Raw genomic sequence first — 19,030 nt, 5'->3', positions numbered from 1 at the left:
AGCAAGTGATTGAATAAGATAAAGTAGGCAGGTTAGTATGCCCCCTGGTTTTTTGTTGCCGAAGCCGCGATTACACTGAACTTAACGCCGGTGACATTGCCAAAGCTTCAGCTTGTAGCAGCATTCTCCGGAGAAAGGGTTGCCTTATTATGCAAAACCCCGCAGTAAAAACTTTTTTTGCCATCTGTTTACTCAGTCTGAGCTCATACGCCCCTTTTGCGCAGGCGCAAAGTCAGTTACCGGATATCGGTGGTAGCGCCTTCTCTACTCTGACCCCGGAGAAAGAAAAGCAGCTAGGTGATGTCCTGATGCGGCAAACCCGCGGCAGACTGCCGATGGTTTATGACCCGCTGCTCGATGAATATATTAATGCATTGGGTAACCGCCTGGTGGCACGGGCTAATGATGTCAAATTCCCGTTTAAGTTTTACTGGGTGAATAACCGTCAAATCAATGCTTTTGCTACGCTGGGTGGTAATATCGCCTCTCATACCGGCACCCTGGCAGTAGCCGAGAGCGAGAGTGAATTTGCCTCGGTGATGGCGCATGAAATTGCTCACGTCACCCAACGTCATATCGCCCGCTTTGTCGAAGCACAAAATCAGCGGGCGCCGCTAACCATTGCCGGTTTACTTGGCGCCATAGTACTGGCGACCGTTAACCCGGAAGCAGGTATGGCCGCAATGATGGCGTCACAGGGCGCGGCGCAGCAAAGTGCCATTAACTTTACCCGCAGTAATGAACAGGAAGCAGACCGGATCGGCATGACGATCCTCTCTGAAGCGGGCTTTGATCCCAATGCAGTGCCGACCTTTTTCGGTCGTCTGGCCGAGCAAAGCCGCTTTGCCAACCAGCAGCTGGCATTTTTACAAACACACCCGCTGTCCCAAGCGCGGGTGGCCGATACCCGCTTACGCGCTCAGCAGTTCCCACAGCGTTTTGTACCCGATAGCATGGACTTTACGCTAAGTCAGGCACGGGTGTTAGCGCGCTATCATCATAATACTCAGGATGCGCTGGTGATTTTCAAGCGCCGGCTGGCTGAACCTGGGGGAAATACCCGGGCGAACCGCTATGCCCTGGCCATTGCCTTGCTGGACGGTAAAGACTATGCCGCCGCGCTGGAGATGCTAAAACCTTTAATGGAGCAGGATCCTCATAATCTCTATTATCTGGATGTTTACACCGATATTTTAATTGGCCAGCAGCGTTTTGATGAAGCACTGGAACTGTTACAACAGGAATATCTGCTGCGCCCCAATAACCAGGTTGTGACGCTAAATTACGCTAATGTTGCGGTAAAAGCCGGTAGCTACCCGCTTGCCATCCATCTGCTTCGGAATTTGTTGTATCATAAAGACGATAATATTCTGGCCTATGACTTATTAGCTGAAGCCTACAAAAAGCAGGAAGATTTCGCCCGTTACTATGAGGCACGAGCCGATCTGTTCTATCAGATGGCCAATTATCCGAAAGCGATTGACGATCTGAACGAGGCGCTAAATCATCTGAAGCCGGAAGCCCGGCTGGAGAACCGGCGCCTGGAAGCCAAAAAGCGCCAGTGGCAGGCTGAATTTGAGCGCTTACAACGGATGTGATCGCGGTTATCCCGTTAACTGTAATTTGAATAAAAAGAGTATCCTATGATTACCCTCTACCATAACCCACGCTGCTCAAAAAGCCGCGATGCCCTGGCACTGCTGGAACAAAGCGGCAAAGCCTTTACGGTGGTTGAGTATCTGAAAAACCCGCTGACGCTGGCTGAATTGACTACTTTACTGCAGAAATTGCAGCTGCCGGCCCGCGCCTTGCTGCGCAGTAAGGAAGAAGAATTCCAGGCACTGGGTCTGGCTGATCCCAGTCTCGATGATAAGGCGCTGCTTGCCGCCATCGCCGCTCATCCGCGTTTGATGGAAAGACCGGTGCTGGTCGTGGCTGAGCGAGCCGCTATCGGTCGGCCACTTGAGCAACTTCAGGCCTTGCTGCAATGAGTGCACAGGTTCTGGTTTTGTATTATTCACGCCATGGCTCAGTCGCTGCCCTGGCAGAAAAAATCGCCATCGGCGTGCAGCAAGCCGGCGCCGAAGCGCTGCTACGCAGTATTCCTGGCTTCGGGCAGCAGGACAGTGCACGACACCCCCAGGTGCAAGCCAGCGAGCTGACAATCTGTGATGGCCTGGCCTTCGGCAGCCCGGTGCGCTTTGGTAATATGGCGGCTGAAGCCAAAGCCTTTTGGGATGGCACGACCGCCAGCTGGCTGAAAGGTGAGCTGATTAATAAGCCGGCCGGTGTCTTTACATCGTCCGGCAGCTTACATGGTGGCAACGAAGCCAATTTGCTAAGTATGATGTTGCCATTATTACATCACGGTATGCTGCTAATGGGGATCCCCTATTCCGAACCCGAACTGCATAAAACGCAAAGTGGTGGCACCCCTTATGGTCCAAGCCATGTCAGCGGTATGCAACACGATACCCAACTGACCGTTGACGAGCAGCGGCTGGCGCTGGCATTTGGCAAACGCCTGGCGCAGCTGAGCCTGGCGGTAAAACAACAAGGATTAACCTTATGACAGCACCCGCTGCCATCCCGATGGCTGCTGATACGCAGCGTTATTTATTACTAGGCCGCCTGGGGTATTGGGGGCTTTGGCTGTTGATCCCGCTCTGGCAAATTTGGCTCTCCCCGGTCAGCTATGGTGACGATCAAGCGTTAAAACCAAGTCTGCTCAGTACCTTACTGTTACTGTGGTTGCCGCTGTGGTTACCGATGTGGGGTATTATCAAAGGCCATGCCTATACCTTTGCCTGGGCGAATTTTATTGTCATGTTGTACTTTCTGCACAGCCTGACCAATTTATGGGTCAGCACTGGTAGTTATTTCTGGTTTTCGCTGCTGGAGCTGTTGCTGGCTTGTCTGATGTTTTATGGCTGTACTTATTATGCCCGCAACAGAGGCAAAGAACTGGGGCTGAAAATTCCGAAACTAAAAGACGATCCGGTACGGCGCAGTTAATTTAACCGGCCTGCGATCTGCAGGCTGCTGCAAAGCGTAACAGATGCAGTGTCTCATTATTAAGCTATTACGATGAACGAACAACTGGCTCTGTTTCCTTTAGGAAGTTTTCTGTTGCCACGCGGCAAAATGAAGTTGCGGGTGTTTGAGCCGCGCTATGTGCGGTTAGTAAAAGAGGCCGTCAGTGGCAAACGGCCTTTTGCCATGGCCACGCTGAATCCGCTGGTCAGTCAACAGCATCCGGATCGGATCCTGCCACTGGTCTGTAAAGTCAGCGTTGATGATTTTGAAACCCTGCCCGACGGCTTACTGGGGATCACCATCAGTGGTATCAGCCGACAGCGTATCATCCGGCGCTGGCAGGAAGAGGATAAACTGCATGTGGCCGAAGTAGCGCCGGAAACAGACTGGCACAGCGTTGAACTTAGTACTGAACTGAACCAATTATCTGCCGCCTTTGCCGAGTTGTTGCAGGAGTATCCGCAGCTAGCCGCACTCTACCCGCAGCCGCAGCTAACCGATGGCGCCTGGCTGGCTGGCCGCTGGCTGGAGTTATTGCCCATGCAGCCGGCGCTGAAGCTTAAACTGGCGACTCAGGACCCGCAAAGCTGTCTACAGCAATTACAGCACTGGCTGGCTCATAACGCCTGAGCCTTACTCAATACCCAGATATTTATGGACCTGCACACTGAGCTGCCAGTTATTGGCAATGCAGCTGGCGATGGCCAGTTCAGTGGCGCGTTTTTGCTGACTAATGGGCTGCAGATAGACCAGCTTGTCCTGCAACTGATGCTCAGACAGTAAGGCTTGCAACTCCTCGATATGCTTTTGCATCGCCACCGGATGTTTAATTTCATTGGCACGCGCTAACGCACTGGCGAGTACCTTATAACCGCCCGGCATATTAATTTTCGGCGACACTGTGACCCAGGTGCTGTCAGGCGCTTTCACCTCAAAGGTGCCGCTGGTTTCAATCTGAGTGCTGTAACCGGCCTGATGCAAGGCTTCACAAAGCGGATATAAATCATAAAGACAGGGCTCACCACCGGTAATCACTACGTGCCGGGCCTGATAACCTTCAGCAGCAAACAACGCCAGCAACTGTGCCGGGCTCAGCTCAGCCCAGGCGGGTGTATCACTGCGTTTTGCCAATATAGCCTCAGGGCTGGTTTTCAGTTCCGGATCCAGGGTCCAGGTATGTTTGGTATCGCACCAGCTACAGCCTACCGGACAACCCTGTAGCCGCACAAAAATCGAAGGCTTACCAGTGTAGCGGCCCTCGCCCTGAATGGTCTGAAATACTTCGTTTACCTGATACACCCTACCCAACCTTGTGTTAATCCGCCACAGCTGATGCAGCCACAGCATTCTTCAGCTATACTACGCGGCCCGATTTTCCGGCATTATACAAGAGAGAGCTGCTGATGACGCAAAAAGTTGTAGTGATTTATTCCGGTGGTATGGACTCCTACACGGTGTTACATAGGGCGCTGCGGGATGGTCATGACGTCTATGCGTTGTCCTTTAACTATGGTCAGCGTCATGTCAAAGAGCTGAAATGTGCTGAACAGGTCTGCCGTGAACTGGGTGTTAAGCATAAAATTGTCGATATTTCAGCAATTAACCAGCTATTAAGCGGCTCCTCGCTAACCAGTGATATCGAGGTCCCGGAAGGCCATTACGCCGCCGATAATATGAAGTCGACCGTGGTGCCAAACCGCAATATGATCCTGTTATCGCTGGCCGTCGGTTATGCTGACTCTATTGGTGCCCGCGCTGTTTATTATGGCGCTCATAGTGGTGACCACTTTATTTACCCGGACTGTCGGCCGGAGTTCGTGCAGAAGATGAATGATGTTTGCCAGATCGCCAACTATCAGCCGGTCGATATTGTCAGCCCGTACCTACATCAAACCAAGATCGAAATATTAAAAGACGGCTTGGCGATGGGCCTGGATTACAGCAAAACCTGGACCTGTTACAACGGCCGCGAGAAAGCCTGCGGCAAGTGCGGTTCCTGTCAGGAGCGGCTGGAAGCCTTCGCACTGAATCAGGCGACTGATCCACTTCAATATGAATAGCTTATAACTTAGAGCAAAACGGCCTTGTTAGGGCCGTTTTTCATTTTATACTGTGTCGTTTTTCATTTTATACTGTGTCGTTTTTAGCTGACTTGAGGTCAATGATGTTTAAATTCTGGTTTGCGATCCCTTTCTGGCAACGGGTATTAGGAGCGCTGGTGTTGGGTGTACTGGCCGGCGTCGCCCTGGGCGAGCAGGCTACGCTGTTTAAACCGCTGGGAACGCTGTTTATCAACGCCATCCGGATGCTGGTCGTGCCGCTGGTGTTTTTTGCACTGATCAATAGCATTACCTCGTTAGCCGATCAGCACAAGATGCAGCGGCTGGCACTAAAAACTGTTGCCTTATTTCTGGCAACGGCCTTGGTCGCCAGCTTAATTGGCCTGACAGTGGGTAGCCTGATGCAATGGGGCTCAGATCTGCAACTGACCGCGGTTGAAGTACGCGAGCGGGTGATCCCGCCGGTATCTGAAGTAATCACCAGCCTGATCCCCACGAACCCGGTAGAGGCACTGGCGGAAGCCAAGGTATTACAGATCATCGTATTTGCGGTGCTGTTTGGTATTGCCATCAATCAGGTGGGCGAAAAAGCCGAACCGATGAAAAAACTGGTTAATGCCGGTGCCGAGATTATGTACGCCATTACCCGGATGGTACTGCAACTGACTCCCTTTGGCGTCTTCGGTCTGATGGCCTGGGCTGTCGGGAGCTTTGGTTTAGCCACCCTGCTGCCACTAACCAAGTTTATTGTCGCTATCTATCTGGCCTGTCTGCTGCATATGGCCATCGTTTACGGTGGTTTGGTCAAGCTATACGGCGGTATGGGCTGGCGCGCCTTTTTTAAGGCGGTATTACCGGCGCAGCTGGTCGCGTACAGCAGTGCCAGCAGTTATGGCACCTTACCAGTGAGCTTTAAAGTCGCAACCGAAGATTTGAAAGTATCCAAAAATTACGCCAGCTTTGTACTGCCGCTGGGCGCAACCATCAATATGGATGGTTGTGGCGGTATTTTCCCGGCCATTGCCGCGATCTTTATTGCCCATCTGTATGGGATCCCGTTACAAACCACCGACTACCTGCTGATTGCCGGTACCGCAACCCTGGCGTCGGTTGGTACTGCCGGCGTGCCGGGTACCGCAATGGTGATGCTGACTGTGACGCTGAGTGTGGTCGGTCTGCCACTGGAAGGCATTGCCTTTATTGCAGCTGTCGATCGGATTGTCGATATGATGCGCACCGCCACCAATGTCACCGGCGATCTGATGGTGGCCAGAGTGATTGGCCAGCAAGAAGGCTTGCTGGAAACGGACGATGCAGCCACCAATTCCGCAGAGCCAGCCTGATGAGAATTAGTGTTGGCATTAAGTCGCTAAGCCGCCTGCCGTATCAGGCCGCCGCCGTGCTGCGAAACAGCAGCTACCCCGGCCTGTATAGCCTGATCATCGACGCTGATGAAACTGAGCTGGACCAGCTGCAACAGCAACAAGAACAGCAACTGCCGGTGCTGTTAACTCTGAGTTTGTGGCAGGCTGAACTTGCTGCGACTGAAAGCTTACCTGAGGACGCCGCAGCGCTGTACCAGCCACTGGCGGCGTTACCTGAAGTCTGGCTGCAAGGCCAGGTGGCCGGGCAGCTCAGCGCCGACAGTGCCCTGCTGCAACTTGAGACAGAACTGACGCCGCTCATGGTCTGGTTTAGCGCGCCGATTGCGCTGGAACAAGGTAACAGGCTTTGCGTTAAAGGTGAGCTGCACGCGACCTTGGCATTTGCAGCAAACTAAATAACTGCACCAAATTCAATAACCGCACCAAACAAAATAACAGCGCCGGCACTTGCGCCGGCGCTATCTTTATTTGCGGCTAAGTTATCAAGCGGCAAATAAGCGCTGATGCAGTTGTTTCACCACACCCGGCCCATCGCTGTCCTGGACCAGAAAACACAGGTTATGTTTTGAGGCACCATGGCAAATCAGCCGCATATTAATGCGTTCCAGCGTACTGAACAGCTCACCCGACACCCCTTTGCTGCTGTGTAAATGATTGCCAATAACCGCGACCAGACTCAGGCCGGTTTCCACACTGACTTCACAAAAGGTTCTGAGCTCATCCAGAGCCGGCTCCAGATTGTTGCTAAAAGCACTGGTCATGCCGCCCTGATCTAAGGTGAGTGCCACGCTGATTTCAGAGGTCGTAACCAGATCCACTGAGATCTGATGCCGGCTCAGCGTATCAAACACCCGGGTCAAAAAACCGGGCGCATGCAGCATTGCCGGGCTTTTTACCGTAATTAAGGTTTGTGATTTACGCAGCGCTATCGCGCGATACGGCGGCCTCTGCTGTACCTCTTTCGCGATCCAGGTGCCCCCCGCTTCCGGCTCCCGGCTGGAGCCGACAAAGACCGCGATATTCTGCCGCATCGCCGGTAACAAGGTTGCCGGATGCAGCACCTTGGCACCAAAGGTCGCCATTTCAGCCGCCTCATCAAAGCTGATTTCCGGGATACAACGAGCCTCTGCAGTTAGGCGCGGATCCGTTGTAAAGATGCCAACCACATCGGTCCAGATCTGTACCGTGACAGCCTGCAAGGCTTCGGCCAGCAATGCGGCGCTATAATCAGAGCCGCCACGCCCCAGCGTTGTCGTTTGTTCAAACTCGTCGGCACCAATAAAGCCCTGAGTCACGATCCGCTGCTCCTGTAACAGCGGTGCCAGATGCACCGCGGCTAAGTCAGCCAGAGCGTCGATTTGCGGCTCCGCCTTACCAAAGCGGCTATCGGTGCGCATCACCCGGCGCACGTCAAAACACAGCGCTGCCTCACCGCGTTCGGTGAGAACCTGAGCAAACAGTACCGAACTTAAGCGTTCACCAAAAGACTGGATTAAGTCTTTGTGGGCACTACTATAAACTGCGCCACCGTTTTCAATCAGGGCTTTTAACTCGCCCAGTAGCAGCTCAATCTGAGCGGCAACGGCGTGCGGCTGCTGCAAGCGGTTTAATACTTTGAGCGTGATCTGTTCAATACCGGCGTAAGCATCGTAGCGCTGCTGTACCTCGGTAGTCTTGGTTATATCCACCAGCAGGTTGGTCACGCCAGAGCTGGCACTGACTACCACGACACGGATATGCTCGTTGGCAAGAATAATATCAGCACAGCGCGACATCGCTTCGAAATCAGCTACGCTGGTACCACCAAATTTGGCAATAATGAGTTTGGACACGGGGGTCTCTCCTTAACAAAACAGATAAGCAGAGCATGGCATTTGCTAACGAGCAAAACGAGAAATGAAACAGACCGTTGCTGTAACTAACAAAGGCCAGAAGCTCTCCACCAAAACATCAGGTGACAGTCCTAAGGATTCAGCCTTAGCAACCGGGTGCACAACCACTATCTGTTGCTTACCCTCGGCGCTAAACCCCCTCTTCTATGCTACGAGTGATAGTGCTCTGACATAGAATACCTGGCTAGCGCGCCTCTTCTGGTCTATCGAATACGATTGACGGTGCGTACTTTAACGCGTTCTGCAACTAAAAGCAAACGGCCTTTTAGCCATCTAAACGTAAAGATGCCTTTTATTTGGCGTGCCGTCAAGTGTAATCAGTAAATAATTTGTGTCCTGGCGCCAGCAGGGTTAACAACAGGCGACAACACAAGCAAAAAAGGTTGGCGCCTTTACCTTTGTCTTTAGCAAGGGCCTGGCTCAACCTAGGCATACTGCTTTTGGATCTGTTGCAAACGCGCTAAAAAGCGCTCCATCTGCTGTTCATCTGTCGCGTCGGCATGCCATTTATTATGAAAGCCCAACGTCAGCTGCACCACGCCATCCGAGAAATAGGCTTCATAGCCGTCAAAGCCCTGGCTGACACTAATGCCGTCCAACACAAAACCGGCACCATGTACCGTTTGTTGGGGCTGGCCGTACTTTTCAATCTTGGCGTACAGGTTGAGTAAAAATTTTCCGTCTATCTCATTTTGCATGGTCGTGGTCCTGAGTCAGTCGTTGCGGTTTGAACCCAATACGCATCCGCGGTATAGTTTGGCCCCTAATCAAGGAGAATAACATGAAAAAAACCCTGCTTGTGGTCGCCCTGGCCACAGCCTGCTCTGCTCAGGCTAACATTGTGCAACCGGCGCCGCTGGTGTCAATTCCCACCCATGATGCCTTTTTTAATAACTTAAAAGCCTTATGCGGTCAGGCCTTTGCTGGCAAGCTGGCGGTGGATAACCCACCGGCACCGGGTTTCGAAGGCGCACTGATTATGCATGTGCGCCGCTGTACCGACACTGAATTACAGATCCCTTTTCACGTTGGCGATAACCACTCCCGCACCTGGATTATCACCAAAACCGGTTCTGGCTTGTCATTAAAGCATGATCACCGTAATAAAGATGGTTCGCACGATGACCAAACCATGTATGGCGGTCATACCGTCGATGCCGGCTGGCCAACAGCGCAATCCTTTCCGGCCGACCAGTACTCAAAAGAGTTATTTGCCGCCCGTGGCATCCCACAATCCATTGGCAATACCTGGCAGATGTTTATCCACCCGCAGCAATTCAGTTACCGTCTGGTGCGCGAAGGCCGCGAATTTCGGGTAGACTTTGATCTGACCAAACCGGTTGCACTGCCGCCAACGCCCTGGGGCTATGCCGACTAAGTTACCCGGCGCTGGTTAACGCCAGCGCTTTTTAACATCACACAACACCAAGGAAAAACCGATGTTGAACCTGAAACACCCTGCACTGCTGCTTGCTGTATCTGCAGCTGTTGCGCTGTCGGCCTGTGGCAAACCGGCAGAGCCACCAACCAAAGCCTTACAACCCGCCGCCACTGAGCTGGTCGATACCGACTTTAACCCCAAGCTGGCGGAATATATTAAAACCCTGTCTGATGATAAATTCCAGGGCCGGGCGCCCGCCACCAAGGGCGAAGAGCTGACCGTCGCTTATCTGGAAGAAAACTTTAAGCGGATCGGCTTAAAGGGTATCGATGCTGACAGCTACAAGCAGCCGGTATCCCTGGTACAGATCGATCCGAAACAGGTCTCTGCCATCACCTTAAGCGGTGGTGGTGAGGCTTTACCTGCCAGCCTGGCATACCGGGACGATATGTTTGCCTGGACCACCCGGGTAACGGAAAATATCAGTGTTACTGACAGTGAGATGGTATTTGTCGGTTACGGCATAGTGGCGCCGGAATATAACTGGAACGATTACGAAGGCCTGGATGTCGCCGGCAAAACCGTAGTGATGTTTGTCAACGATCCGGGCTTTGCCACCCAGAACCCTGAGCTGTTTAATGGCAACGCCATGACCTACTACGGTCGCTGGACCTATAAATTTGAAGAAGCGGCCCGTCAGGGCGCGGCGATGGCGTTAATTATCCATGAAACTGACGCTGCCAGCTATGGCTGGGGCGTCGTCGCCCATGGTTCACCGGTAAAATTTGATTTAATCAAAGAAAACAAAAATATGGACCGTGCCAAGGTTGAGGGTTGGGTAACCACCGAAACGGCGCAAAAACTGTTTGCCAATATTGGCAGCGATATTGAGACCTTGCGTAAACAGGCATTGTCCGGTGAGTTTAAACCTGTGCCGTTAAACGTTAAGGCATCAGTTAGTATTGAAAATAATCTGCGCGAGCTGCAGTCCAGCAACGTGATTGGCTATATTGAAGGCAGCAAATATCCGGATGAGTACATTCTGTATATGGCGCATTGGGATCACCTGGGCATGGATTTCTCCAACCCAACCAACAAAGTATTTAATGGTGCCCAGGATAATGCCAGTGGCACCGGTGCAGTCATTGCGCTGGCCGAGTACTTTGCCCAGCAACCGCAGCCTGAGCGTTCAGTGGTCTTTATGTTGGTGACAGCAGAAGAGCGTGGTTTACTCGGCTCAGCCTGGTATGCCGAAAACCCGGTATTCCCGCTGGAGAAAACTGTCGCCGCCATTAATATGGATGTGATGAATGTGTACGGCCCAATGAAAGATATGGTGGTGGTTGGTCTGGGCAATACCGATTTAGAGGAAATCCTGGTCAAATATACCGAACAGCAAGGCCGCTATGCGGTAAAAGAGCCCAATCCGGAAGCCGGTATTGCTTACCGCTCTGATCACTTTAGCCTGTCGAAAAAAGGCGTGCCTATTCTGTATGCCAAAGGCGGTAATGATCATTACCAGCATGGCGCTGAGTGGGGCGCCAAACAGCGGGCCGAATTTAACAGCTGTTGTTACCATAAAGTCACTGACGAATGGGACGACAACTGGGATCTGCGCGGTGCACAGCAGGACCTGTTCCTGTATTTCCGGGTCGGTCATGAACTGGCAAACAGCCGGCATTGGCCAAACTGGTATCAGGGCAATGAGTTCCGCGCCATCCGTGACGCCTCAGCGGCTGCCCGGCAATAACACCTTTATCCAGCAGGCAAAGCAGCGCAAGCTGCTTTGCTATCAGTTCAGAGCAGATTCAGTTAGCATTGCCTAAAGTCTAAAGACGCCTCTGTCAGGGAGTTACTATGCGTCGTCTGCTAAAATCCGTTTTGCTATTGCTATTAGGGTTACCGCTGCTGGCGGTACTGGCGTTCGCCTATCTGCAATGGCAACTGGATAAAGCCGGCGTGCGTGATCTGTCTTTTCAGCTCCGGAAGGTATCACTGCATCAGCTGCATCTGTCTGAACTTAGCTTTCGACTCGACGCCCCCCAGACCGCGACACTTCAGCTGCAGGACGTGCAGCTCAGCTGGTCCTGGCCAGCTTTTTTCCGGGCGCAGGCAGAAAGTGTCTATATCGCCGAAGCCCGCTTACAGCTGTTTGCCCCGGCTAGCCCCGCAACACCGCCTGAACACCCGTTTAGTCTGAATACAGATTGGCGGCTACCTGCCTGGTTACCAAAGCAGATCACCCTGCCAGATATCCAACTGCTGCTACCCTGCCCGGCGCTACAATGTGAAGTCAGTGCAGCCGCATCGCTCAGTAATACGGACAACGAACAGTATTTGCTGCAGGTACAGGCCAGCTCACCAGAGCTCGCTCAGGCGCTGCGGCTCGATGTGCAGTATCAACAGCAAGACAACCAGCAAGCACTGCAGGCTACACTGCTGTATCCTGAGGTGCTGGCCCTTAGTCTGAAACAACAACTCGATAGCGCACGTCAGGCGAACACTGAACTGGCACTGGCCATCTCGCCACTGCCAACAGAGCTACAACACTGGCTGGCCAGCTGGCAACTGTTACCTCCGGCAGAATGGTTGGCCGAGTTTACCCAGCCACTGCAATTTTTTGTGAACGCAAACTGGCAATTACCACAACAGCTGCAGCGCAATAGCGGAATACCGCTGCAAGATGCACAGGTCAACGCCCTGTTAAGAGCGCCAAGTGCCTTTGCCCTGCCATTTGGCACAGTCCAGGGTGAGGCCGGGCTTGCGCTGGCTATTACGCAGGGGGAAATCGAGAATTGGCAGCTCAGTGGCGATCTCCAGCTGAGTCATTATCTGCCACCGGCGCTGCAGGCTGCCCTGCCAGAAACGGCGGCACCGCTGTATATCAGGCTAAACACCTCAGGCGACTCCGCCAGCCTGGCGTCATTACCGCTGCAATTGACGCTGAGCGCTGCTGCACCGCTGGCACTTGATGCGCAGCTCACGGCAGAGCTTAGTTTAAGTCCTGAGCTTAAATTAAGTATACCGGAGGCGGAGTTGGCTATGGCACTGGCACAATTCACGCCCTCGGCTGAGCTAAAGTTAGCCGGCACAGCGCTTAAAGGACGCTTCAGTCTGCTATGGCAAACCGATAACTGGCAGCTTCGCAACCTGACACCTCTCAGTCTGCACAGTCAGCTGGATTACGCCGATATCCAAAGCCAGCTTGAGCTTAGTGCCAGTGAACTCAACCTGAGTCAGCATGGCAACAACACGCCGCTTAATCTGAACAGTCAGCTTAGCGTAAAGCTGGGACAACTCGTTCATCCCTTATTACAGCGACAGGACTGGCAGTGGGAAAGCACGCTCAGTGGTAACAGCAATAATCTGGTGCTTAACGGCAAGCTGGAAAATAGCGCCGGCTTAAGTGCTCAACTGCAAGCACAGGCTGCTTTTATTAGCGACGCGCCGCAACTGCAGCTGCACTGGCAGTTAACCGATATTTTTTTACTGGCCGGCAATCCATTAGCAGCAACGCTGAAAGATTGGCCTGAGCTATTAAGCCTGCAGCGCGGCCGGATCCTGGCGTCCGGCGAGCTGGCGGTCACAGCGCAACGACCGCGGTTGCAGCTGCAAGCAGAATTACGCGAGCTAGCCGGGCTTTACGATCGTACCCTGTTTAATGGTCTAACCGCCCGTTTAACCGCGCAAAGCGACGCGGACTCGCTACAGCTGCACTTACCGCAGCTGAGAATTGCGCAATTAAATCATGGTATTGAGCTGGGACCGCTGCTGGCCGCAGCCGACTATCAGGCAAGTTTGACGGCACCTGGCGCCGGCACGCTCAGCCTGCAACAGTTTGAAACCGATTTTTTACTCGGCAAAGTCCAAATCCGTCCGCAGCAGTTTCAGTTGGCGGCAGACGAGCAACAGGTGGTGCTGCAACTGAATCAGCTCGATCTGACGGAACTGCTGCGCCAACACCCAAGCACTGAAGTAAAAGCCCGCGGTAAAATCAGCGGTGAAATTCCGCTACGCTGGCAGCAACAGCAATTTGAAGTTGCCGCCGGCGTGCTGGCGGCCGAGCAACCCGGTGGCTGGTTGCAGTACAAAAATCCGGCAGCCGCCGCCAGCAGCAATCCCGGCATGAGGCTGGTTTTTGAAGCACTGGATGATTTTCATTTCAGTGAGTTACAATCTGAAGTCAGCTACAGTGGCAGCGGCCGGCTTCAGCTGGCGTTAAAACTTCAGGGCTATAATCCTGCAGTACAACAAGGTCGTGCCATCAACCTGAATATCACTCTGGAAGAGGATTTACCGGCGATGCTGGCCAGCCTGCAGTTGGCAAGTAAATTAAATGATACCCTGACCAAAAGAGTGCAACAGTATATTCAACAACAACAGGCAGCCCGCAAGGCGGCAGGAGACAAACCATGAAGAGGCAAGCGCTGCCAGCGCTGATACTACTGGGACTGGCCACAGCCTGTACCCCAAAAGTTGAGGTCGCACTGGCCAATGAACCGATCAACATTAACCTGAATGTAAAAATTCAGCATGAGATTTTTATCAAGGTCGACAAGCAACTTGACGAGTTGTTTAGCGATGCCAGTGGCTTATTTTAAGGAAACCTAAAGATGCAAGTGCATAAGTTAATAACGAGAGCGTTGCAACACAGCCGGTTACTCTTCCTCAGCCTGCTGCTGGCCTGTAGCTTGCCGGTACTGGCAATGAATCTGCAACAGGCGATGGCGGCACTGCCTAACGCCAAGGCACAGGGGCTGGTCGGCGAACAACCGAATGGCTATCTGGGCGTGGTACAGGCTGGCACTGATACAGAGCTGCTGGTCAAGCTGATTAACGATGCCCGCCGGGCTGAGTATAACCGGCTGGCCCGCGAAAATAATATTGCAGTCAGTGATGTCGAAGCGATGGCCGGCCAAAAAGCCATTGAGCGCACCGTGCGCGGTCACTTTATTCTGCTGGATGGTAACTGGATCCAAAAACGCTGATTTTTGCGCCAGATCAAACTCCCGGCAGAAAAATCCTGCCGGGCATTCGACTTTAGTCGCATATTTGCCCTACCGCTTATGCTGTACCATGCTTAGTTGGTCTTAAACCCACTAAGAGGTAGTAGCATGAATGCTATTTTCTTGATGTTAATGGGCCTGGGTGCTATGGCACTTGGCTATTTCGTCTACTCAAAATTTATCTGCGAAAAAATCTTTAAAGTCGATCCAAATTTCCGTACGCCAGCGCATGAAATGCAGGATGGCGTGGACTATGTACCCACCAATAAATATATTCTATGGGGTCACCATTTTACCTCTGTTGCCGGTGCAGCGCCGATTATCGGCCCTGCAATTGCCGTGATCTGGGGTTGGGTGCCGGCATTCCTGTGGGTGGTATTTGGGACTATCTTCTTCGCCGGTGTGCATGATGCCGGAGCTATCTGGGCCAGTAGCCGCAATAAAGCTAAGTCGATTGGCGCCTTAACCGGCGATATCGTTGGCAACCGTGCCCGCAGCATTTTTATGATTGTGATCTTCCTGGTGCTGCTGATGGTCAACGCGGTATTTGCCGTCGTAATCGCCAACCAGCTAATTAGCTTCCCCAGTGCTACGGTGCCGGTTTGGGGGGCGATAGTGGTCGCGCTGATTATCGGCCAGCTGATTTACCGTAAATTAATTGGCCTGCTGATGGTGACAATCATCGGTGTCGTTGCACTCTATGCCATGATTTATGCCGGTCCGATGTTCCCGTTGGCCTTACCCACCGAAGTGATGTTTGGCCTGAATGATCGCCAAACCTGGATTATCCTGTTATTCGTCTATGCTGCCATTGCCTCGCTGTTACCGGTTTGGGCCCTGCTGCAGCCGCGGGATTATATTAACGGTATTCAACTCTTTATTGGTCTGGGCCTACTGTATGCGGCGGTTATTTTCGCCAGCCCGGATATTGTCGCGCCTGCGTTTAACACCGAGGTACCGGAAGGTACGCCGTCCTTGATCCCGCTGCTGTTTGTCACTATTGCCTGTGGTGCTATTTCCGGTTTCCATGGTCTGGTTTCCAGCGGCACCACGTCCAAGCAACTGGATAAAGAGCCGGATGTGCGTTTCGTCGGTTACTTCGGCGCTATTGGTGAGGGTTCATTAGCTCTGGCTGCCATTATTGCCGCGACCGCTGGTTTCGCGACCCTGGCGGATTGGCAGGCAATTTATCACAGCTTCGGTCAGGGTGGCGTCGGCGCCTTTATCCGTGGCGGTGCAAATATTTTACAGGACGGTATCGGTTTAGACATGGTGCTGGCGCAAACGCTGTTGACAGTAATGGTCGTACTGTTTGCCGGTACCACTATGGATACTGGTCTGCGCTTACAGCGCTACATCTTCCAGGAATGGGGTAGCATCTACAATATCAGTTGGATGCAAAAAGCTGCTCCCGCTACACTGCTGGCTGTCGGTAGCTGTTTACTGCTGGCCTTTGGTGCCGGTGGCGATGGTTCAGGCGGTATGCTGATTTGGCCTTTATTCGGTACCACTAACCAATTACTAGCTGGTCTGACCCTGTTGGTAATTACTGTGATGCTGGTCAAGCTGGGACGTCCGATGTGGTACACGCTGGCGCCACTGATGTTCCTGCTTACCATGACCACCCTGGGCTTATTAATCCAGTTAAAAGCCTTCTATGATAAGGGCGATTGGTTCCTGTTTACGCTGGATATTATTATCCTGGTAGCCGCGATACTGGTGATCCTGGAGTCAGGCTCAACCCTGACTAAACAGATCAAAGCCAATAAAGCCGCGAAAGCATGAAACTGGATTTAAAGCTCGACAACCTTAAGGCCTGGTTCCGCCAGGCCAACTTCTACGTCGAGGAGGTTTACAATGCCCCCTACCGCTCGGCGATCGCCCGGGCGCAACGGGAGCAGGATGACCTCTTTATGCTGCTGATCTTCTCTGAAATGATGGGTGTGCCCAACCCAGCCAGTTATTACACGCTGGAGCTGCAACCTTTGTTATTGGAGCGCTTCCATGACTGGCATCTGCGGATGGGTATGGAACACTCGCCACTGGATAATTTTAAATGCTGTTAACCGATAAAAAAGTCCTGCTGGTCGGCGGTAAAGGTGGGGTTGGCAAAACCACGGTATCCTCTGCGCTGGCCGTATTGGCCAGTGAACGTGGCAAAAAGGTGTTGTTGGTCTCGACCGATCCGGCGCATAGCCTGGCCGATGCCTTCGGCCGCGAGCCTTTTGGTGACCGCATCACCCGCCTGGCCCCTAATTTGGACGGCCTGGAACTGGACCCGGATCGGGAAGTTGAGCAACATCTGGCGAAAGTGACTGCGCAGTTAAAGCGCTTTACCCGGCCAGAAATGTTTAGCGAGATCGAGCGACAGATGCGGCTTACCCGTCAATCGCCTGGCGCACAGGAAGCGGCAATGCTGGAGCGGATTGCGCATACTATTGAGCTTGGTCTGACCGACTATGATGTAGTGATCTTTGATACAGCCCCAACCGGCCACACGCTGAGATTACTTAGCTTACCCGAAGCCATGGCAGCCTGGACTCAGGGTTTACTGAATGCCAATCAACGTTCCGCCAAGCTGGGCGAAGTACTGGGGCATCTGACACCTAAAGGCGGCCGCGATATCACCAACCCACTGGCCGATCCGGCTGAACATGCCACGGCCGGCATGGATGAACGTAATAAAGCCATTACCGAAACCTTATTAAGCCGGCAACGTCTGTTACAACGCACCCGCGAATTACTGCTGGATAAGCAACGTAGTGCATTACTCTTCGTATTAACGCCGGAAAAATTGCCTATTCTGGAGACTGGCCGCGCGGTAAAAACGCTGTTGGATGAAAAATTACCGCTGGCGGGTCTGGTGGTGAATCGCATCCTGCCAGCGCATGCTGATGGTGAGTTTCTGGCGCAGCGTCGTTTACAGGAACAGCAGCATCTGGCGCAAATCGAGCAACAATTTAGTCAGTTGCGCCGTTATAAAGTGCCGTTACAAGCCACCGATATTCAGGGGGTTGATGCCTTAAGCCGCATGGCCACCCTGCTGGCAGCCGCCGGGCTTTGACTATCGCTCAGGCCCATAACACACTTAATACCAGCAGGCTGATAAAACCAAACAGCACCATACTGTTATAGATGGTAATTGTCAGAACATATTTCAGCAGGGTTTTTGCACAGCCCTGCTGATAGTAGATCTTTTGGAACAAAAACAAATACAGCGGGATCCAGCACAGTAACAACCAGACCAGCTTGTTACAGATTGTCGTTAACAAGGTCCAGCTGCTATGGTCAGCGGCCAGTTGTAACAAGACTATTGCCGCCAGCATATGCAAAATAAAGCTATGGCTGTGTAAGGCGACAATCAGGTGCTCCATATAAAAGCGACCGGAATGCCAGTAAAGCAGCTTTAGCATTAACGCAAACAACGGCAAGAACAACAGCATCATCTGCGGTGCTAATGAAAAAAACTTATTAATCGCCAGCTTAGGCTGATTGGCCAGTTGTTGCATCTTTTCGTTATAGGCTTGCTGTTGCGCTAACGTCAGAAACGGCAGACGGAATAATTCCAATTCATGGTCCTCCTGCCAAACACCCTGCTCTACCAGCTGTTGTTTAACCTCCGCCATCACCTGTTGTTGCTGAGCCACACTCTGTGCATCTTGCGGCTGGTTTATTACTACACTGTTAGAAAATAACGATGAAAACAGCAGAAAGGTCAGCACTGAGGTAAATAAATACAGCCGCAGCGGTGGCACATAGGGTACCCGGTGGCCATTTAAATAACGCTTACTCAGATAGCCCGGCCAGAACCACAATGGCAACAAAGTTCGCCACAACCGGCTATCCCAGTTACTGAACTCACCAAAAAACTCTGTAAGTACCCCGCTCAGATTACGGATATAACTCTTTTTTTCCTGGCCACAGTGGTGGCAAAACGCCCCCTGCAAAGGTTGCGCACAGTTATCACAACATCCTTGTTCCGGCATAATTTCAGCAACAGTAATGAAAAATTGAATCGCAGCTAAGGGCGTGTTGACGTTTACTGCTTAGATTTTGTTCGCACTGGCGGCGCTTTGGTCGCGAAACGAGGAACGCAGTTTAGTCATTCTAAATAAGTGACGAGTGACAAAGAGCAAAGCGTCGCCAGCGCGAACCCTACGGGCAGCGTTTGGCTGGCGTTTCTACTGCGTTATCGCTTGTTCATGTAGAATAACTACACATCACAAGCTCTGCCTTGTATAAACACCAGCCAAACGGCTGCAAAAACAAG

The 19,030-nt window shown here is 52.4% G+C and carries 20 protein-coding genes and 1 riboswitch; of the genes, 16 read left to right on the top strand and 4 right to left on the bottom strand.

Annotated features, from left to right (window positions below; all coding sequences use genetic code 11):
- Positions 1 to 149 precede the first annotated feature (149 nt).
- The 5 genes from bepA to AJE_RS17650 all read left to right on the top strand — a co-directional run bounded on the left by bepA (position 150) and on the right by AJE_RS17650 (position 3,666).
- Complete coding sequence (bepA, locus tag AJE_RS17670) at positions 150 to 1,598, top strand: beta-barrel assembly-enhancing protease (protein WP_008951989.1); 1,449 nt, start codon at positions 150 to 152, stop codon at positions 1,596 to 1,598.
- A gap of 45 nt (positions 1,599 to 1,643) precedes the next feature.
- Positions 1,644 to 1,991, top strand: a complete 348-nt coding sequence (arsC, locus tag AJE_RS17665; RefSeq protein WP_008610449.1) for an arsenate reductase (glutaredoxin) — start codon at positions 1,644 to 1,646, stop codon at positions 1,989 to 1,991.
- Entirely contained in the window at positions 1,988 to 2,572 is a 585-nt protein-coding gene (gene wrbA / locus AJE_RS17660) for an NAD(P)H:quinone oxidoreductase (RefSeq protein ID WP_008951988.1), read from the top strand. Before arsC ends, wrbA begins: the two co-directional genes overlap by 4 nt.
- Positions 2,569 to 3,015 (top strand): DUF2069 domain-containing protein, encoded by a 447-nt coding sequence (locus tag AJE_RS17655; RefSeq protein ID WP_008951987.1) that lies wholly within the window; start codon positions 2,569 to 2,571, stop codon positions 3,013 to 3,015. Before wrbA ends, AJE_RS17655 begins: the two co-directional genes overlap by 4 nt.
- Before the next feature lie 72 nt (positions 3,016 to 3,087).
- Complete coding sequence (locus AJE_RS17650) at positions 3,088 to 3,666, top strand: LON peptidase substrate-binding domain-containing protein (protein ID WP_008951986.1); 579 nt, start codon at positions 3,088 to 3,090, stop codon at positions 3,664 to 3,666.
- 3 nt (positions 3,667 to 3,669) lie between these two features.
- Here the strand turns inward: AJE_RS17650 and queE are convergent, their stop codons facing one another.
- Complete coding sequence (gene queE, locus AJE_RS17645) at positions 3,670 to 4,335, bottom strand: 7-carboxy-7-deazaguanine synthase QueE (RefSeq protein ID WP_008951985.1); 666 nt, start codon at positions 4,333 to 4,335, stop codon at positions 3,670 to 3,672.
- Between the two features lie 104 nt (positions 4,336 to 4,439).
- Here queE and queC point away from each other — a divergent pair, with 104 nt between their 5' ends.
- The 3 genes from queC to AJE_RS17630 all read left to right on the top strand — a co-directional run bounded on the left by queC (position 4,440) and on the right by AJE_RS17630 (position 6,876).
- Positions 4,440 to 5,096, top strand: a complete 657-nt coding sequence (queC, locus tag AJE_RS17640) for a 7-cyano-7-deazaguanine synthase QueC (protein ID WP_008610444.1) — start codon at positions 4,440 to 4,442, stop codon at positions 5,094 to 5,096.
- 104 nt (positions 5,097 to 5,200) lie between these two features.
- Positions 5,201 to 6,439 (top strand): dicarboxylate/amino acid:cation symporter, encoded by a 1,239-nt coding sequence (locus tag AJE_RS17635; protein ID WP_008951984.1) that lies wholly within the window; start codon positions 5,201 to 5,203, stop codon positions 6,437 to 6,439.
- Entirely contained in the window at positions 6,439 to 6,876 is a 438-nt protein-coding gene (locus AJE_RS17630) for a hypothetical protein (protein ID WP_008610442.1), read from the top strand. Before AJE_RS17635 ends, AJE_RS17630 begins: the two co-directional genes overlap by 1 nt.
- Positions 6,877 to 6,963: 87 nt before the next feature.
- Here the strand turns inward: AJE_RS17630 and lysC are convergent, their stop codons facing one another.
- Together lysC and AJE_RS17620 are read right to left on the bottom strand one after the other, a co-directional pair.
- A complete protein-coding gene (gene lysC, locus AJE_RS17625) occupies positions 6,964 to 8,313 on the bottom strand; it encodes a lysine-sensitive aspartokinase 3 (RefSeq protein WP_008610441.1) in 1,350 nt (449 codons plus the stop codon).
- A gap of 92 nt (positions 8,314 to 8,405) precedes the next feature.
- Positions 8,406 to 8,579, bottom strand: a riboswitch (Lysine riboswitch).
- Between the two features lie 219 nt (positions 8,580 to 8,798).
- On the bottom strand, positions 8,799 to 9,071 hold the full coding sequence (locus tag AJE_RS17620; protein ID WP_008610440.1) for a DUF3081 family protein: 273 nt from the start codon (positions 9,069 to 9,071) through the stop codon (positions 8,799 to 8,801).
- Between the two features lie 83 nt (positions 9,072 to 9,154).
- Between AJE_RS17620 and AJE_RS17615 the strand changes: the two genes are divergently transcribed.
- The 8 genes from AJE_RS17615 to AJE_RS17580 all read left to right on the top strand — a co-directional run bounded on the left by AJE_RS17615 (position 9,155) and on the right by AJE_RS17580 (position 17,824).
- A complete protein-coding gene (locus tag AJE_RS17615) occupies positions 9,155 to 9,751 on the top strand; it encodes a hypothetical protein (protein ID WP_008951983.1) in 597 nt (198 codons plus the stop codon).
- A 61-nt stretch (positions 9,752 to 9,812) separates the two neighbouring features.
- A complete protein-coding gene (locus AJE_RS17610; protein WP_008951982.1) occupies positions 9,813 to 11,504 on the top strand; it encodes a M28 family metallopeptidase in 1,692 nt (563 codons plus the stop codon).
- A 107-nt stretch (positions 11,505 to 11,611) separates the two neighbouring features.
- A complete protein-coding gene (locus tag AJE_RS17605; protein WP_008951981.1) occupies positions 11,612 to 14,170 on the top strand; it encodes an intermembrane phospholipid transport protein YdbH family protein in 2,559 nt (852 codons plus the stop codon).
- Complete coding sequence (locus AJE_RS17600; RefSeq protein ID WP_008951980.1) at positions 14,167 to 14,355, top strand: YnbE family lipoprotein; 189 nt, start codon at positions 14,167 to 14,169, stop codon at positions 14,353 to 14,355. The genes AJE_RS17605 and AJE_RS17600 overlap by 4 nt, the downstream gene beginning before the upstream one ends.
- Positions 14,356 to 14,367: 12 nt before the next feature.
- Positions 14,368 to 14,742: a YdbL family probable chaperone protein gene (locus AJE_RS17595; protein WP_008951979.1), complete on the top strand. Its 375-nt coding sequence runs from the start codon at positions 14,368 to 14,370 to the stop codon at positions 14,740 to 14,742.
- 126 nt (positions 14,743 to 14,868) lie between these two features.
- A complete protein-coding gene (locus AJE_RS17590; protein ID WP_008951978.1) occupies positions 14,869 to 16,545 on the top strand; it encodes a carbon starvation CstA family protein in 1,677 nt (558 codons plus the stop codon).
- A complete protein-coding gene (locus AJE_RS17585) occupies positions 16,542 to 16,826 on the top strand; it encodes a cory-CC-star protein (protein ID WP_008951977.1) in 285 nt (94 codons plus the stop codon). Before AJE_RS17590 ends, AJE_RS17585 begins: the two co-directional genes overlap by 4 nt.
- Positions 16,817 to 17,824 carry an ArsA family ATPase gene (locus AJE_RS17580; protein ID WP_008951976.1) on the top strand — a complete coding sequence of 336 codons (1,008 nt, stop codon included), beginning with the start codon at positions 16,817 to 16,819 and terminating at the stop codon, positions 17,822 to 17,824. The genes AJE_RS17585 and AJE_RS17580 overlap by 10 nt, the downstream gene beginning before the upstream one ends.
- 7 nt (positions 17,825 to 17,831) lie before the next feature.
- Here the strand turns inward: AJE_RS17580 and AJE_RS17575 are convergent, their stop codons facing one another.
- On the bottom strand, positions 17,832 to 18,746 hold the full coding sequence (locus AJE_RS17575) for a DUF3667 domain-containing protein (protein ID WP_008951975.1): 915 nt from the start codon (positions 18,744 to 18,746) through the stop codon (positions 17,832 to 17,834).
- Positions 18,747 to 19,030: the final 284 nt, after the last annotated feature.

Source organism: Alishewanella jeotgali KCTC 22429, from assembly GCF_000245735.1.
Lineage (GTDB): Bacteria > Pseudomonadota > Gammaproteobacteria > Enterobacterales > Alteromonadaceae > Alishewanella > Alishewanella jeotgali.
The sequence above is the reverse complement of the archived record's forward strand: the minus strand, read 5'-3'. Positions and strand labels throughout refer to the sequence as shown.

Coding starts and splice junctions, on each gene's coding strand:
- AJE_RS17585 (WP_008951977.1), top strand. CDS start 16,542: ATGAAACTGGATTTAAAGCTCGACAACCTTAAGGCCTGGTTCCGCCAG.
- AJE_RS17605 (WP_008951981.1), top strand. CDS start 11,612: ATGCGTCGTCTGCTAAAATCCGTTTTGCTATTGCTATTAGGGTTACCG.
- AJE_RS17620 (WP_008610440.1), bottom strand. CDS start 9,071: ATGCAAAATGAGATAGACGGAAAATTTTTACTCAACCTGTACGCCAAG.
- arsC (WP_008610449.1), top strand. CDS start 1,644: ATGATTACCCTCTACCATAACCCACGCTGCTCAAAAAGCCGCGATGCC.
- AJE_RS17615 (WP_008951983.1), top strand. CDS start 9,155: ATGAAAAAAACCCTGCTTGTGGTCGCCCTGGCCACAGCCTGCTCTGCT.
- AJE_RS17630 (WP_008610442.1), top strand. CDS start 6,439: ATGAGAATTAGTGTTGGCATTAAGTCGCTAAGCCGCCTGCCGTATCAG.
- AJE_RS17575 (WP_008951975.1), bottom strand. CDS start 18,746: ATGCCGGAACAAGGATGTTGTGATAACTGTGCGCAACCTTTGCAGGGG.
- AJE_RS17580 (WP_008951976.1), top strand. CDS start 16,817: ATGCTGTTAACCGATAAAAAAGTCCTGCTGGTCGGCGGTAAAGGTGGG.
- AJE_RS17610 (WP_008951982.1), top strand. CDS start 9,813: ATGTTGAACCTGAAACACCCTGCACTGCTGCTTGCTGTATCTGCAGCT.
- bepA (WP_008951989.1), top strand. CDS start 150: ATGCAAAACCCCGCAGTAAAAACTTTTTTTGCCATCTGTTTACTCAGT.
- AJE_RS17595 (WP_008951979.1), top strand. CDS start 14,368: ATGCAAGTGCATAAGTTAATAACGAGAGCGTTGCAACACAGCCGGTTA.
- wrbA (WP_008951988.1), top strand. CDS start 1,988: ATGAGTGCACAGGTTCTGGTTTTGTATTATTCACGCCATGGCTCAGTC.
- AJE_RS17655 (WP_008951987.1), top strand. CDS start 2,569: ATGACAGCACCCGCTGCCATCCCGATGGCTGCTGATACGCAGCGTTAT.
- queC (WP_008610444.1), top strand. CDS start 4,440: ATGACGCAAAAAGTTGTAGTGATTTATTCCGGTGGTATGGACTCCTAC.
- AJE_RS17590 (WP_008951978.1), top strand. CDS start 14,869: ATGAATGCTATTTTCTTGATGTTAATGGGCCTGGGTGCTATGGCACTT.
- AJE_RS17600 (WP_008951980.1), top strand. CDS start 14,167: ATGAAGAGGCAAGCGCTGCCAGCGCTGATACTACTGGGACTGGCCACA.
- AJE_RS17635 (WP_008951984.1), top strand. CDS start 5,201: ATGTTTAAATTCTGGTTTGCGATCCCTTTCTGGCAACGGGTATTAGGA.
- AJE_RS17650 (WP_008951986.1), top strand. CDS start 3,088: ATGAACGAACAACTGGCTCTGTTTCCTTTAGGAAGTTTTCTGTTGCCA.